Genomic DNA, 16,177 nt, shown 5'->3' with positions numbered 1-16,177 from the left:
TTGTTTTTTTAGTGTTATAGTCTCTAATAGTCTTATTTTATGTATAAATTTAGATTTAAATTTTTTATTTTTAATCAATTAAGTTTTTAATTTCACGACTGTATGCAAAATGTACCATTCTAAAGGCTTCCCAGTCGATATCCTTCATAATAAAAAAGTTGGCGAAAATCATAAGCTTGGCATACACTTTTCAACAGAGCCGATATGTCTTTGATTGGCTGAACAAAAATGATTTTTATGCTGCTTAATGCAGCAAAGTTTAACCTAGCTTTGAGGAAAGTTTATGGCGCTCACAAAAGCCGATTTGGCTGAAAACCTGTTCGAAAAACTAGGGTTTAGTAAACGGGATGCCAAGGACACGGTAGAAGTATTTTTTGAAGAAATTCGTAAAGCACTTGAGAATGGCGAACAAGTAAAACTGTCTGGTTTCGGTAATTTCGATCTGCGAGATAAAAGTGAAAGGCCAGGTCGAAACCCTAAAACTGGAGAAGATATTCCGATTTCAGCTCGGCGTGTCGTTACATTTCGTCCAGGACAGAAGTTAAAAGCCCGTGTCGAAAATATTCAAGTGGTAAAATAGCAATACATCGCATCAGGCCATACGTTAAGTATGGCCTCGGTGTTTTTACTTAACCTGTTGATAGAAAAGCCTTTCTTAACTTCTGTTTTGGAAGCAGTCTCTTGTTTTTAAATCAACCTAGTTTCATATCCCCGCCGTTATCCGTATAACCACGCCTCTGTTCAATCAATAATAAAGCGCCTAAGTTTAAGCTTACCTAAGCAACTGGATGCTACTAATGTCTGTACCGTCTTAATAGGCTATAGAATGGCCTTCTATGAATGGCGTACCTAATTAGGTTTTTATCCAAGTCGTTAGGAAAGCTCACTTACGCTTTGGAGTGAGTTATATGGTTCCTTTTTCTTTACGTCGTCAACATCCATTAATGCTAGCCTGTTTATTGGCTTTTTCTTCGGCCAGTTTAGCTGATAACCATTGTTATTTTTCTGAATTAGCTCAGGCCGATGATCGGTTAGCCAGTATTAAACATGCAGACCACACTTGCTATAGTTCATGGTATAGCGCTGGAGTAGATAGCTTCAACGATTTATACAGCGAACAGAGTATTGCAGCCATTCAGCGTGACTTAATGACTCACGTTGGTCAGTATCAAGGGCAGGCGGATCAAGCGAAGATCATTAATAATTTAAGTGAATTTATTCGTGCTGCTTATTATGTGCGTTTTTATGCCCAAGGTGAACATCAGCCATTTTCTCAAGCATTAAACGAGCGAATTGCACAAACAATCAATCAGTTTCTGCGCTCTCCTCATGTGGTTAATCAAGGCCGAGAACAAGTTAGTGCCTTTAAAAACATGAGTTTGATGGCGGATAGCATTAAACAACTGCCATTGACGATGGACAGTATGATGGCGTTATTAGAGCACTTTACCCCCGATACTGCGCAAAATACTCAATGGGTTGATGGCTTAAATAATTTATTTAGAGCTATGGCCGGTCATATCGGACGAGATGAGTTTTATCAATATTTAGCTCACAATCCACAACATATTGATACTTTGGAGCGGTTTGCGCAAAACAATCAGTGGGCATTAACCACCGACGCAAAATTTTTAGTTTTTAATGCGATTCGAGAAACAGGACGGTTACTGGCTTCCTCTCAGTTAGTTACTCGCCAACAAGCGAAACAAGTGATGCTAGATACGTTACAACGTTACCCGTTAGGTAGTGAACATGAAACGCTATGGTTGGCAGCGGTAGAGATGCTCCAGCACTTCGCCCCAGAAGCGATTGCCGATATAAATATAGAAGCGCAAAAAGATAACCTAGCAGCGCGTATATTACCTAATTGGCACCAATGTGATGGCCCAGCGATTGTTCGTTCGCAAGATTTGACCATACAACAAGAGCGTGAAGTCTGTTCGGTTCTCAACGCGAAAGAGCAAGATTTCCATCAGGTTGTCAACAGCGGTGGTCTACCGGTAGCCGACGATTTGAATGACAAAGTAGAAGTTGTGGTGTTTGCGAATAACCAAAGTTACGTCGATTATTCCGCATTTTTGTTTAATAACACGACGGATAATGGTGGTCAGTATCTAGAGGGCAATCCAGCCGATCCGAATAATCGAGCACGATTTATCGCTTATCGCTATGCTAACGGTGAAGATGCGCTATCAATTCTTAACCTTGAACATGAATATGTCCACTATTTGGATGGACGATTTAACTTATATGGCGGTTTTGGCGAAAACCTTGCTCATGGACATATTGTCTGGTGGTTAGAAGGTTTTGCGGAATACATGCATTATAAACAAGGTTACGATGCTGCTATTCGCACGATTCAACAGGGGAAAATGAGCCTTTCTGATGTTATGGCGACCACCTATTCTCATGATACTAATCGTATTTACCGTTGGGGTTATCTCGCAGTGCGCTATATGTTAGAAGCGCACCCTCAAGAGGTGGATCGCTTGCTGGCGTTGGCAAGACAAGGTCAATATGCACAGTGGGCAGAAGTGGTGAAACAATTAGGTACTCAATATGATGAGGACTTTTCGCGCTGGTTAGATACGTTAGAGCTTGAAGAACCAGAAACGGTGGATCCTACACCTGAGCAGCCACAAGAGGCACAACCGATAGAGTTAGAGGCTAATCAAGCGATAATATTGTACGGTAATTATCTTTCTGAGCAACTCTATTATATTGATGTTCCTGAGCGCACGTTAAGCTTTCAGGTTACGATTGATGGGCAAGGTGATGCGGACTTATACATGAGTTATGAAAAAGTCGCTCATTATTATGATTATCAATTCAGTAATGTTGCCCTTGGTAGTAATGAGATATTAAGTTTTAAGCCTCAAGCGGATGGTTATGTACAAGCTGGTCGTTATTATATTAGTGTCACTGGGAGAGCGGCGTTTTCTGATGTCAAGCTATTGGCACAGATCCAATATGACCAAACTAGCACCCCAAGCCATGAAGTTGACGATTTGAACCCGATACGCCTTGAGGCTGAGGTCAAACAGAACTTAATGGTGAATCAGCGTCGTTATGCAGCGATTTACGTCCCTGAAGGTGTTCAACGTGTCCAAATATGGATGACGCCAACACAATCCACCACGAATAATGTTGATCTCTTTGCAAGCCCAGTCACATGGCCAAGTAGAGATGACTATCAATGGAACTCTGTGCGATCAGACAGTCATGAATATCTATCGATGCCAATAGAAAAAGCCGGTTATATCTACTTCACTTTGGATGCGCAAGCACGAGGTGAGAATGTTGACTTAGTGGTTTATTTCGATTAATCACGATAAAAATCATTGAACTCAGTTTAGTTTGCTCAAAAACTAATGAGTTCATAGACAAAACATCAACAAAAGAACGCAGAGCCATCTAGACTCTGCGTTCTTTATTGTGATCGAGATAATTAAGCCGCTTGGATATTTGTCGTAATGTACGGCTGCCAAGCCTGTTGATATAAGTTGAGAGATTGATGGCGAATTTGATGGATTTTGGCTACTTCCCAATCGGTGAGTGGTCTTTGCTCTTGGCTGGCGTTACGTTCTATATGCTGTATTTGTTCGTATAAAGCATGCTCTGGGCCACTTTTGACTTCCGCGATGGCTTTTAAGTGCAATTGAACTTCGGCAATAATTTTACTTTTTGGTAATTCGACTAAGAGATTTAAATCACGGTAGCCAGAGGCTGCTGGTGTTTTAAAGCGATTTTTTACTTTCACGATCCTCGCTTCGCGTCCTAACACCTCATAAGCTTCGACTAAACTTGGTACATCGTCAGCAATGATGGTCGCGCGTGCTAAATCAGTAATTCGTTCTGGTTGGCCATTGAGTTCTAATGCGATTTTTTCGAGCGCTCTTGAACGAGATTTAGTTCCAGAAAATAGGGCTTGAGCCGATGTGAGCATTGCGGTACCAGTACATAAGGCTTCTAGCTCTGGTTGAGCGTCACTCGCTTTTTGATAAAGTTCATCAAAGTTACTGTATGGTTGAATGACCGAGTGATACGTGGTTTGGATACCGTATAAACCACTTAAACTATGCTTAAAGCGTTGGGCATTGATTTCATTTTGATATTCTCCTTGAGGCGTTTGAGACGATACATTGACCGGAATGGTTGCGGCGAAGGCAGGGGCTCGGCTTAACATGAATAGCATGAGGGCCGTCGTTCTTAGCAATAGACTCATTCATTCTCCTTAGCTTGCGTTGTTTAGGTCAAAAGAAGGACTTAAAAGAACGCTAATCCAACAACAAACAGAAGCCACTAAGGTTTAAGTTGGGGTGACTGAAACGAATTCAACCTAAAGTATCTTCTCTATTTCAATAATATGGCTTTGGTCACAGTGTTGAGACTCTTGATTGGGTCCACAGTTCCGCATTCGAATGTAAAGAAATGTATATCCTTCACATTTGATGTTGAGCCTTATTGATGACAACAGCATAATGCAGCCTTTTGCGTACTTTAGCGTATCAGTAAGCTAGTCGTCTTTGAATAATACAATGGTTGAGAAAAATGAGAGATCCAGAATTTTGGCATAACAAATGGGCGGCGAATCAGCTTGGTTTCCATCTTGATGACGTTAATCCATTACTCATGGAATATTGGTCAGCGACGTTACCCCAACGTAGCGATAACGTTTTTGTTCCTTTGTGTGGAAAAAGTGAAGACTTAGTCTGGCTAGCCGCTAGACATGATGAGGTTCAAGGTGTTGAGCTTAGCCCAATAGCAGTAAGAGCCTTTTTTGCTGAACATTTTTATACGCCATTAGTGACTCAACTGTCTGCACAGCATGAGAGTTACCAATTTGATGAACTGACTCTTTATACTGGGGATATTTTTACCGCGCCATTGACTCCGGTTGATATTATTTATGATCGCGCGGCCTTAATCGCTCTCCCAGAAGAGATGCGAGTACACTATGCTGAGCGCTTAAAAAGCTTACTGAAGCCGGGAGGTAGAATATTGCTGATCAGTTTGGATTATCCTCAAGAAGAGCGCAGTGGCCCACCATTTAGTGTTAATGAACAAGAAATTCGTCAGTTATTTAATGGTTTTGATATCCAACGTTTAGCTCGTGATGAAGTGGATGCACAGCATCCGGAAAGCGTCAAAAAAGGAGTCAGTTATTTTGCTGAAGAGGTCTGGTTAATAAAAACATAAAGAGCCAAGGCTTTTCGGCATAATGATATAAACTGTAATCAAGGATTTGTTAATTAGGCTCTATTTTGAGCCTCAGCCTCAGCCTCAGCCTCAGCCTCAGCCTCAGCCTTAGCCGTAGATAATAAGGATCGTTTTATGTTTTTTAATCAGCAGTCCAAACAATTAAAACAAGTTACTCAAGAGCGTGACCAGTTAATCGCTGCGGGCGATATTCTTGCGGCAATCGGTAATCATACCGCTTACATCGAGTTTACCCCCCGAGGTGAAGTGTTATCTGCGAATAAGCTTTTCTTACAAGTCACAGGGTATGGTTTAGAAGAGATTAAAGGGCATCATCATCGAATGTTCTGCGCTAAAAAACTGAGTGATTCACCTGCTTACTCAACTTTTTGGCAGCAGCTTGCTCAAGGGCAATCTCAATCGGGAACGTTCAGTCGTTTAACCAAAAGCGGGCAAGAAATTTGGATCGAAGCGACCTATATACCGATTAAAAATCAGCAAGGTAAAGTCTATAAGGTGATTAAAATTGCCAGTGATGTGACTAAAGCGAAACAAAAATTAGATTCGCAGGCGGCCGTTTTTAATGCTGTGGATAAATCGATGGCGGTGATCTCTTTCACACCGGATGGGACAATTATTGAAGCCAATAAAAATTTCTTAACGGCACTTGGTTATCAATTGAATGAGATTGTCGGTAAACATCATCGTATTTTTTGCGATGAATCATTTCATCAAGAACACCCTAAATTCTGGAGCGAATTAGCGAAAGGCAAGTTTCAATCAGGATTATTTAAACGTTTGACTAAGTATGGTGAGGAAATTTGGATAGAAGCGACCTACAATCCGATTTTTGATGATCAAGGTAAGATCGTTCGAGTTACTAAATTTGCTAGTGATATAACTGATAGAATACAAAGGTCAAAACGGATAGAAGAGGCGACTCTGATTGCCGAGCAGCGTTCTCAAGAAACGGTTTCTCTAACTCATGATGGTTCAAAAATGGTGGCCGATGCGGCTGCTAGTGCACAAGATATTGAAGCTACGGTCAATAAAGCCAATGAGCTAATGGGGCAATTAGCTGGGCAATCTAAACAGATTGTGCAAATTGTGACCACCATTTCTAGTATCGCTGATCAAACCAACTTATTGGCGTTGAATGCGGCGATTGAAGCGGCGAGGGCTGGCGAGTATGGCCGTGGATTTGCGGTCGTTGCCGATGAAGTCCGCTCACTTGCAGCCAATACCTCTAAAGCGACCGATGAAATCAGTGCCATTGTAAAAAGAAATACCGAATTAACGACAACCTCAGAAGCGAGTTTAGACAGTGTGCGTTCCAAGGTGACAGAGTGTAATAACCAGTTAAGTATTACCAAAACATTGATTGAAGAAATACGTAAGGGTGCGGTGTACGTTGCGGAGACGATAGAAAAAATCAAATAGTGTTGCCGTTCTCATTACTGATCATAATGAGAACGCTGTTTTTGTTATCGACACGATTTATTGTTGAGTGACAGTAATACGATTAGTACTCAATACTAATCGCTTTAGCGCATTCTATGGCTCGATCTGTGGCTTCGGTCGTCGTTTTACCACGTGTTAAAGCGACACCTAAACGACGACGCCCATTAATCTCAGGTTTCGCAAATAGACGAACCTGAGCGGTTGGTACACTCAGCGCATCATCCAATCCTGAAAATTGGATGTTGTTTGAGATACCTTGACCAAGAATAGCGGCTGAAGCTGAAGGCCCATATTGAGTTATCGCTCCGACGGGTAAACCGATAAAAGCCCGCACGTGCAGTGCAAATTCCGATAAATCTTGCGAAATCATCGTCACCATACCAGTATCGTGTGGTCGAGGGGAGACCTCATTGAAAATGACTTGGTCGCCTTTGACGAACAATTCAACACCAAATAATCCATAGCCACCAAGCGCATTAACAATTTCCTCGGCAACATATTCAGCGGCTTTTAAGGCATTTTCGGACATTGCTTGTGGCTGCCAAGACTCACGATAATCACCCTCTTCTTGTCGGTGACCGATAGGGGCGCAAAAATGGACACCATCGATAGCGCGAATCGTTAATAAGGTGATTTCATAATCAAAATCAACAAAACCTTCGACGATTACTCGACCTGCACCTGAACGTCCGCCTTGTTGAGCATAGTGCCATGCTTGTTCAATATCTTCTGGGCTTTTTAAAACACTTTGACCTTTACCAGAAGAGCTCATGATCGGTTTACAGACACAAGGTAAGCCAATTTGCTCGACAGCGAGCACGAATTGCTCATAGCTATCCGCAAATTGATAATTGGAGGTTGGTAGCGATAGCTGCTCAGCCGCGAGACGGCGAATGCCTTCTCGATTCATCGTCAATTGAGTCGCTTTGGCGGTTGGGATAACCGTGAAACCTTGTGTTTCTAATTCGACCAGTTTATCCGTGGCGATGGCTTCCACTTCGGGCACGATATAGTGTGGTTGCTCTTGCTCGATGACTTGCTGTAGCGCTTGAGGATCAAGCATATCGAATACATGGTAGCGATGTGCGACTTGCATTGCAGGCGCATTCGCATAGCGATCACAAGCAATGACTTCTAAACCAAGACGTTGACATTCAATAGCGACTTCCTTACCGAGTTCGCCTGAACCAAGTAATAGCACCCGTGTTGCACTATTGAGAGTAGCCGTTCCCAACATAAAGAATCCTTATTCATACTCAATGCCCAGATGACATTGACTTTCGCTTGAGAGATAAAAACAGCGGCAATGATACTGGAACAGCATGAAAAAGAAAACGTTTGCGGCATAAGGTAACACTCGATTATCGATCGTTAAAACCTCAACGACATAGGCTTCATAACGGCGAAATGATCAGAGATAGTCCATACTGTTGGTATTGAAATAAGTGAAATGGATGGTTTTAGTCGGATACTTAACTTATCGTGGAGCAATATCACGTTACGTGTCGGTTTTAGCAACTAAAATCGGATATCTAAGAGCGATGTTAATGAAGAGACGACGATGATCCGTAAGGTTAATTTAGAAATAAAGACAGCTTTACTTTTTGCTCTAGGTTTAGTTGGCGTAGTACTCAGTAGTTTATTGCTGACTCGGTATTTTTTCTTATATAGCTTATATGAGTTAGAAAATATGGAGGTTAGACGAGCGAGCACTCAGGCCTCATCGGTAATTGAATCCATTATTAAGAGTCAAGAAGAGGCCTCTTATGATTGGGCTCATTGGGATGAAACTTATTTGTTTTTGATTGATAAGGATACGGTTTACGTCGAACGTAATTTAACACAGGAAAGCCTAGATATTTTAGGTGTTGATATTATGGTGTTTCTTAAGCCGATGGGAACGCTTTCGTTAGCCTATGGACGCTTTTCAGACTCAGAGGTTAGCCACATTACCGATCAAATGCTGAATTCGGACAGTGTGACAGAATATTTACATTTGATGGAAAGACGAAGAGATAGTGATAAACAAAGTTTTTCCGGTCTTATTCGTGTTGATCAGCAACTATGGGTTATAAGCCTCACATCAGTAAGAGATAATAGTGGTCAAAGTGACATGGTCGGTTGGATGCTTTGGGCTCAAGATTTGACCGCACGTTTTCCTGAACGTTATCAAGCGATTTTAATGGCTGACAATCAACTGATTACCGATTCTGAAGCACTAACATGGTGGACAGAGGTGAGTGTTTCGGAACCTTCATTGGTCATTGAGCGAACAGAACAGTTTTTAACGCACTATTCTCTACTTAAAAGCGCTGTAAATGAGCCGATTGGTGTCTTAAAAACCATAGAACCCAGAATGTATTTTCAACAAGCGAAAATAGTTTTCTTTCGTTTGATCGTAGTGATGACGGTGGTTACAAGTGCTATTGCTCTAGGAATGTACGGTATTTTTTGGATAACCGTCAGTAAACGATTCAGTTATTTTGAGAAGGGGATGCAAAGCTTATTAAGCTCGGTCGATGCTCCGATAAAGAACAAACACACTGATGAGTTTGATCGTATTACTCAATGGGTGAGTGCACTTGCCGAGTCTTCAACACAAACTCAAGAAAAACTGCAAGAAACACTACAAAAATTTGACGCATTATACCATGGACATACGGTTGGGATGATCCTATTAACTGATAAGATCATCGTGGATGTCAGCCCTACCTTGTTAATGTTGTTAGGGTTTCAACGTGAGCAACTGATTGGGCAACCGATAGGCAGTATCTGTGGATGCCACAACACTCAATGTGGCTCCGATCAATTTTATCGTTTACTCAGTCAAGGGCAGCATCACTTTGAAACAGCCATGAAGCGCAGTAATGGTACTGAGATCATCTGTTCGGTGGAAGCGGCGTTACTCAATGATCGTGATCAAACGTCTATTATGTTATCGGTGAAGGATATCAGTGAGCAAAAGCAGCAAGCGGCATTAATCCAAACCTTAACCCATTATGATCCCGTTTCAGGTTTATTAAATCGTCCTACGTTGGTGGACAATGCGAATCAATTATTACTTAATCACCCTCCGTTTAGTATTCTTTACTTATACGCAGCACGATTAAAAGAGATAGAGGCGGTATATGGTCATGATTATTATGATAGGGCTGTGCAGCATCTTGCGACGACTTTAAAACATACATTTCCTGATCTCTCGATAGGACGGGTGAGTGAGCATGCCTTTATGGTATTAAGTACGGATTCCCAAGATGAGTTAATACAAAAGGGCAATCGCATTTTAACGATTTATCGCCAGAAAATTGTGCTAGAAGATATTGAGTGCGATCTTGGCTTAAAAGCGACTTTAGTCTCTTCGTCTATTGGAATGAAGGATTTTGAGCGTTTATCTCGTGGTGCTGATTATGCGGCGACTCACCATCGCTCCAGTGTATTTGTCACTATGGTCAGTGCAGAAGATACTCAACGCGCAGAGACATTATTAGTGATACATCGAGATATTATCTCTGCGCTAAAAGAAGGCCAATTTATGGCCTATTATCAGCCGATTGTAAAAGCCTCATCGGGTGAATTAGTAGGTTTTGAAGCGCTTGCTCGTTGGCAGCATCCACAGCTTGGTTTGCTTTTCCCTGAAGTTTTTATTCCTGTGGCTGAGCAGAGAAAATTAATTGTTGAGCTCGGAGAGCAAATCCTTGATAAAGCTTGCCAATTTATTCAGAGTTTACCTCACCATGAAAGTCATCATTTGAGTATTCATGTCAATATTTCCAGTCCACATTTTCATCATAATAGCTTAGTTGATACATTAAAACGTCTGATTCATCATTACCAACTGCATCCTAGGCAACTGGTGCTTGAATTAACAGAAAGTATTTTATTGGGTGCAGAAGAAGATATCATTCAACGGATGCAAACCATTAAAGCTCTAGGAGTGCAACTTGCCCTCGATGATTTTGGTACCGGTTATTCTTCTTTTAGTTCGTTGTGTAATTTCCCATTAGACATTGTCAAATTGGACAAATCTTATATTGATCGTCTGGAAGATAATCAAAAAGCGCAAATACTGATTAAAAATATTATCTATATGGCTCAAGAGCTGGGTATGACGACGGTTGCTGAAGGTGTTGAAAGTGTCGATCAGCTTAGGCAATTGCTGGTGTGGGATATTGATGAAATCCAAGGATACTATTTTTATAAACCGATGACTTCGGAGCAGGCAAAGGAGCATTTTTTGACACTACTCCAACCCTAAACCGACGAGCGATGTAGGGTTGGAACGTCATGGTTACAACGCAAGATAAGACAATGGAAGGTCTGGATTAATCGTTTCTAACGTGGCTTGTGTATCGGCTAAATGGCTGATTTGACCTTGTGCCATCTCGACTAACGCAGCGCCCGCTAAGTCGGTGAATTCTTCCCCTGCCATACGCAATTGGATTAACGCGACTTGTAACGGTGGTAAGCTTGGATTAAAAGCGGCATTCTCGGCATAAGCGCCGCTGTATTCAGCACCAGAAGCACTGCGCAAAGCTACGCCACTGAGATTATTAGTATAAGGGGCATGACTACGATTGAGTGCGCCGATGGCGGTTTGAATTAACGCATCTTGATCATCACTACGGTAACCATGATCAATCGGGGTCATTAATGCAGATTGAATTCCCAAATCACTTGGACCAAAAGATTCAGGTAAATAATACTGTAAGGACTTTTCTTCACGTTGTGGCAGTTGAATGGTTAAAGAGGGAGCGGTGTTCAGTTCATTCATAAACTGTCGGCAGTGACCACAAGGACTATAGTTAACGGTCATACTGGCTAGACCTTGTTCACCCTTCATCCACGCATGGCTGATCGCGGCTTGCTCTGCATGAATCGTTTGTCCTAGCTGTGCTCCAGAGAATTCCATGTTAGCGCCAAAATAGAGTCGTCCACTCACTCCTCGAGCAATCGCCCCCACATGAAAATTTGAAATAGGTACGTACGCATAAGCGGCAGCGAGTGGCAATAAAGCGACTCTGAGATCGGCGTCACTTAATCCCGATAAGGCGAGTAATTGATTGAATTGATCAGCAGAAAGGGTGGCATCAAAATGATCAGCCGTGACGATGGGCGTTAGATACTCGGTAAGCGCGGCTGGCATTGGTGATAATGCCTGTTCAATTCGGCTATGCATAATTCATCCTTAATTGGTCAATTGAGCTCCATTTTAGATAATTATCGCGACCAATCTGTGATTTTTATCACTTTTTTAAATGTAAATTGATTTCATTTTTCATAATTAGAGTGAGGTCACACATAATACCCATCGAATTTCCCAAAACCTCAACAAGGCGAGTTTAATAAAAAAGCCATAGACTAAAAGCAAACAAGCCGGGAGCTAAAATGGAGGTGATTACACCACAGAGCACAAGAGCCAACGAGCTGAACGCCGCGTCTCGAGGATCTTTTTCAGCGCAGGTAGCCGTTCCTAGCGCGTGAGCAATAGTCCCTGTGGTTAAGCCTCTGGCAATCGGGTGGGTAATATTAAGCAGGTTATAAATCGGGTAGGCCATAATCGCGCCAAATAACCCCACCAACAGGACAAGAATGGCGGCGATAGCGGGCTCTCCACCCAAATTACTGCTCACTTCCATGGCAATCGGTGTGGTGACGGATTTGCCCATCAAGGCAGCGACTAACGCGACATCCGCTTGCATTGATAAGGCAATAATACTGGCCGTGAGCATGGACATAATACTTCCCACCCCACAGGCTAATAGAATAATCCGCCAATTCGAACGGATTTGTGGTAATTGCTCATAGAGGGGATAAGCGAGCGCCACGACGGCTGGCTGGAGTAAATCACTGATCCAATGGTTATCGGCGTAGTAGACTTGGTAAGGAACCTCTAAAACGATCAGTAACGGAATTAAGATAGCGATGCAGATCAACAATGGGTTGACCAAAGGTGAACGGTATTTTTGTGCTACCCAACGAGCGAAAAAAAACACCATCAGCGTAACCAGTAACCACATTATTTTTTGCCTCTTTTGAGAAAGCGATCAAGCACATAGCCAAGAGAAACTAAAACCAAAGCGGTACCGCCAATCGCACTGGCGAGAATCGGCCAAAGATTAGCGGATAACCTATCAAAATGGACCATCAAACCGACGCTGATCGGTACGAACAGCAAAATCATATAACGGATAAAAAGATGCGCGCTGGGCCGAACCCAGTCGACGGGAACGAGACCGCTAGCCAGTAAAGCAAATAAAATCAACAAGCCAAAAATACTGCCTGGAATCGTAATTCCTAACCATTGTTGTAGGCTAACTCCAGCCCAAAGACAGAGGAAAATCAGTCCCATTGAGACTACGTACTGCGCGGTCGTTTTCAATAATTTGGCTAAGTTAGGTATCATAGCGTTAATAAAGCCTTCTTTTTATAAGCCGTTTAAGAAGCCAGCGCTTCAACATAATGATACACCGCTTTCAGTATGGCGATTTTTTTAGCATCGTGTTGATGTTGCTCGACCAAATTTTCTAAGTTGAGCATATAACTTGGTAACTGAGTAGCAAAGTAATCTTGACAATGGCTTGCCCAGCGGCGCTGCTCTGTTTCATTGAGTGTCCAAGGATAATGACGAGCTCGATAACGAAACAGCAGGGGCGCAATGCGTTGATCACTGAATTGAATATCTAAATCAGCGAGTGACTCCGGCGCCGCAGAGCGAATAATGTCCATTGCCGCGCGATCGGAAGGAGAAAAGAACCCATCATAGAGTTGGCTATCGACATCACTGCTGGCTGAAAAATCACGTTCAGCACTAAACACATCCACTAACTTTTCACGCAATGTTGGTTGTTGACGAATTTGCGAAAGATGAGCCAAGCACTGCTCGCGGTTAATACCTATGGTGGCGGCATTTTCAGCGGTAAGGGTTTTCGCTGGCGCTAAGATGGGGCACTTATTCAAATGAATCAACTTAACTGGCGCAGGTAGCTCACCCTCTGCCAAGTCATCATGTTTAGTATAGAGGCGCTGTAAGAGTTGCTCGCTGGTTAATTCGAATAACGGCTCGGGATTTTTCGCCAAATCGACCACGATTACGGCATTTTGATTGGTGGGGTGCCAAGCAATAGGTACAACCCAACTGGTGTAACTGCGCTCACGTCCTAGCATGCCAGAGACATGCATTAATGGCGTCATGTTAACAATATCAACCAAATCAATCAGCTTACGCTTATGGCGCATCGATAAGAAATAATCAAACAGCTTAGGCTGTGCTGCTTTGATTTTTTTTGCGAGCTCAATGGTGGCAATCACATCAGCCATCGCATCGTGAGCATTGCTGTGTTCTATACCATTGGCTTTAGAAAGGTGCTCCAGTTTAAAACTGGTAAAGCCTTCTTGGTTTTCAGGCCATTCAATACCTTCTGGGCGCAAAGCATGGCAAGCACGCATCACATCAAGTAAATCCCAGCGTGAGTTGCCTTGTTGCCAACTCCAAGCGTAGGGGTCAATAAAATTCCGATAACAGGTATAGCGAGTTACTTCATCATCAAAACGAATGCTGTTATAGCCTAAACTGGTGGTATTAGGTGTGGCTAGTTCAGCATGAATGCGGGCAATAAATTCTGGTTCTGGCAACCCTTCTGCCATCGCTTTTTGTGGCGTAATACCCGTTATCAAAGCGGCTTCTGGTGAGGGCAAATAGTCGCTGGGCAGTTGACAATAGATGACCAGCGGCTCGCCAATGATATTAAAGTCCATATCGGTACGCACACCAGCAAACTGGCTGGGACGATCTTTGGCTGGGCTCGTCCCCCACGTTTCATAATCTAAAAAGAAGAATGTCGGTTGATGATCTGCGTTGTGAGGTCTGGAATTTTTCAAAGTAGGCCTTATCTTTCCGTCGATTGATAAAGAGAGTTGCTGCTCTCATTCATGACGTCGGTTTGGACATTACGATACAACCACAGCCAGTAACCAATGGCACGATCTGGTTAGCGAGATCGGCGGAGTATTAGTATTCGGTCACTAGAAAATGATTGAGCAGTATTGATAGGCTAAGTATCTGATCATATCCACTGACAATGCAAGAGCGATCGCGCTTTGCACAAGCAACTGGCTTTCAATTGATGTCAATCTAGGCGCTAAAGAAAAATAGTTAACGCGAACATTGGTTATTAGTGCATTTAGCGGTGCCAGTTAACCAAAATGAAAAACGATAACGGTGTTTGGCAAAATACAAATACGCTTTATCGGCCAAAGGTTTAATCAATCGCCAACGTAGTGGAGCATAAATCCAACCTTTTCCGACCAATTGCCAAGCACGATGCACCGCGTCTAAGCCAAGGATTAACTGTTGAGACTCATCGAGAGCATGCAAAATAGTGCCCGCTTGCTTGATATCAATCTGTGGATAAGCGGCAATATCCTCACTATAAATATCAATCATCTTAAGCGATTGTTTTTTATCTAGTCGCCTAAGAGTATCCATTTCTTTAACGCACAATGGGCAAGTGGCGTCATAAAATAAAGTTAATTTAGTCATGCTTGGGTCCGGTTAAAATTATCATGCTTATTATACGTCTTCGTGACGGTGTCGATCACTGTTTAGGGCTGCGCATACATTGGATGCTGGTATTAATTAACGGGTGATGATGCCGGCTATTCCATACCAATGCGACCTGGCTGACAAAAGGCATGTCGTTGAGGTGTTGTATAACGACGGATTGGTCGAGATGCTCAGTTAAAGATAACGGTACAATGGCGATACCAAAACCGGCTTGTGCCATGGTAATCGCGGTACGCAGTTGTGGTGCAGCGTAAGGCTGAGCTATATGTACGCCGGCATGATGTAAAGCTGCCTCAATACGATCGTATAACGCGGGTCCAGTATCTCTAGGAAACATCAGCACATTCTCATTATGCAACTGCGCCAAATAAAGTGTTGAATGAGCCGCCAATCGATGATTAATCGGCATGACAGCTACAAAAGGATCATCAAATAAGATCTGTTGGTTGAGTGACTCACTGGCATAACAAGGCAAGCGCAGAAAAGCCAGCTCTAGACGTTGTTGTTTAAGTAACGTAACGAGCTCAGGCATTGAGTGCTCAACGGCAATTAAATGGAGAGTTGGACACTGTTCATGCAATTGGCGGATATTCTCTAAAACGCTACGGCTACTGGCGGTTGAGGAGGCAAAACCGATACGCAGTTCCTGTTTTTCACCGCGTGCAATTTGTTCTAACTTACGTTGGCAGCGTTCAACTTCTTCTAAAATATGCTGTGCGTCATGATAAAACACTTCACCGGCGGTCGTGAGCTCAACGCCGCGAGGCAGGCGCTTAAACAGAGTGACCCCAAGCTCATCCTCTAACTTTTTGATCTGTTGACTGAGTGGTGGCTGGGCGATGCCTAACTGCTCAGCAGCGCGGGTAAAATGCTTGGCTTTGGCGACTGCGACAAAATACTTCATGTAGCGAAATTCCATGGTTCATCCATATTTTTTTTATATCAAAATAAATC

Annotated in this window: 13 protein-coding genes; 5 read left to right on the top strand and 8 right to left on the bottom strand. The window is 42.8% G+C overall.

Translation table 11 applies throughout. The annotated features are described in order from the left end of the window. The first annotated feature begins 283 nt into the window (after positions 1-283). Both ihfA and CAG58_RS03970 read left to right on the top strand, forming a co-directional pair. Positions 284-580 carry an integration host factor subunit alpha gene (ihfA, locus tag CAG58_RS03975; RefSeq protein ID WP_004395417.1) on the top strand — a complete coding sequence of 99 codons (297 nt, stop codon included), beginning with the start codon at positions 284-286 and terminating at the stop codon, positions 578-580. 328 nt (positions 581-908) lie between these two features. After that, positions 909-3,326: a M9 family metallopeptidase gene (locus CAG58_RS03970; protein WP_161426612.1), complete on the top strand. Its 2,418-nt coding sequence runs from the start codon at positions 909-911 to the stop codon at positions 3,324-3,326. A 122-nt stretch (positions 3,327-3,448) separates the two neighbouring features. Here the strand turns inward: CAG58_RS03970 and CAG58_RS03965 are convergent, their stop codons facing one another. Beyond that, positions 3,449-4,225: a RelA/SpoT domain-containing protein gene (locus CAG58_RS03965; protein WP_161426611.1), complete on the bottom strand. Its 777-nt coding sequence runs from the start codon at positions 4,223-4,225 to the stop codon at positions 3,449-3,451. Between the two features lie 326 nt (positions 4,226-4,551). Between CAG58_RS03965 and CAG58_RS03960 the strand changes: the two genes are divergently transcribed. Together CAG58_RS03960 and CAG58_RS03955 are read left to right on the top strand one after the other, a co-directional pair. Then, a complete protein-coding gene (locus CAG58_RS03960; RefSeq protein ID WP_004395414.1) occupies positions 4,552-5,199 on the top strand; it encodes a thiopurine S-methyltransferase in 648 nt (215 codons plus the stop codon). Between the two features lie 135 nt (positions 5,200-5,334). After that, positions 5,335-6,639: a methyl-accepting chemotaxis protein gene (locus tag CAG58_RS03955; protein WP_158138367.1), complete on the top strand. Its 1,305-nt coding sequence runs from the start codon at positions 5,335-5,337 to the stop codon at positions 6,637-6,639. A gap of 82 nt (positions 6,640-6,721) precedes the next feature. Here CAG58_RS03955 and purT read toward each other — a convergent pair whose 3' ends face one another. Further along, positions 6,722-7,897: a formate-dependent phosphoribosylglycinamide formyltransferase gene (gene purT, locus CAG58_RS03950; protein WP_154168377.1), complete on the bottom strand. Its 1,176-nt coding sequence runs from the start codon at positions 7,895-7,897 to the stop codon at positions 6,722-6,724. Between the two features lie 324 nt (positions 7,898-8,221). Between purT and CAG58_RS03945 the strand changes: the two genes are divergently transcribed. Continuing rightward, complete coding sequence (locus tag CAG58_RS03945; RefSeq protein ID WP_161426610.1) at positions 8,222-10,915, top strand: EAL domain-containing protein; 2,694 nt, start codon at positions 8,222-8,224, stop codon at positions 10,913-10,915. Between the two features lie 33 nt (positions 10,916-10,948). On the opposite strand, the gene cdd is transcribed toward CAG58_RS03945, so the two are convergent. The 6 genes from cdd to CAG58_RS03915 all read right to left on the bottom strand — a co-directional run bounded on the left by cdd (position 10,949) and on the right by CAG58_RS03915 (position 16,142). Further along, the gene (gene cdd, locus CAG58_RS03940; protein ID WP_154168375.1) at positions 10,949-11,836 is read right to left on the bottom strand and encodes a cytidine deaminase; all 888 of its coding nucleotides are present in this window, start codon (positions 11,834-11,836) and stop codon (positions 10,949-10,951) included. A 163-nt stretch (positions 11,837-11,999) separates the two neighbouring features. Next, the gene (locus CAG58_RS03935; protein ID WP_161426334.1) at positions 12,000-12,677 is read right to left on the bottom strand and encodes a CidB/LrgB family autolysis modulator; all 678 of its coding nucleotides are present in this window, start codon (positions 12,675-12,677) and stop codon (positions 12,000-12,002) included. Further along, a complete protein-coding gene (locus CAG58_RS03930; RefSeq protein WP_161426335.1) occupies positions 12,677-13,063 on the bottom strand; it encodes a CidA/LrgA family protein in 387 nt (128 codons plus the stop codon). The genes CAG58_RS03935 and CAG58_RS03930 overlap by 1 nt, the downstream gene beginning before the upstream one ends. 32 nt (positions 13,064-13,095) lie before the next feature. Continuing rightward, positions 13,096-14,538, bottom strand: a complete 1,443-nt coding sequence (gene sbcB, locus CAG58_RS03925; RefSeq protein ID WP_161426336.1) for an exodeoxyribonuclease I — start codon at positions 14,536-14,538, stop codon at positions 13,096-13,098. A 274-nt stretch (positions 14,539-14,812) separates the two neighbouring features. Beyond that, on the bottom strand, positions 14,813-15,199 hold the full coding sequence (locus CAG58_RS03920) for a thiol-disulfide oxidoreductase DCC family protein (RefSeq protein WP_161426337.1): 387 nt from the start codon (positions 15,197-15,199) through the stop codon (positions 14,813-14,815). Between the two features lie 55 nt (positions 15,200-15,254). Continuing rightward, the gene (locus CAG58_RS03915) at positions 15,255-16,142 is read right to left on the bottom strand and encodes a LysR family transcriptional regulator (protein WP_158138370.1); all 888 of its coding nucleotides are present in this window, start codon (positions 16,140-16,142) and stop codon (positions 15,255-15,257) included. Between the last annotated feature and the right edge of the window lie 35 nt (positions 16,143-16,177).

Origin of the sequence: Vibrio sp. V31_P5A7T61, assembly GCF_009904895.1 — a bacterium.
Classification (GTDB): Bacteria; Pseudomonadota; Gammaproteobacteria; order Enterobacterales; family Vibrionaceae; genus Vibrio; species Vibrio metschnikovii.
Note: the sequence above shows the minus strand (reverse complement) of the source record. Positions and strands in the feature narration are given on the sequence as shown.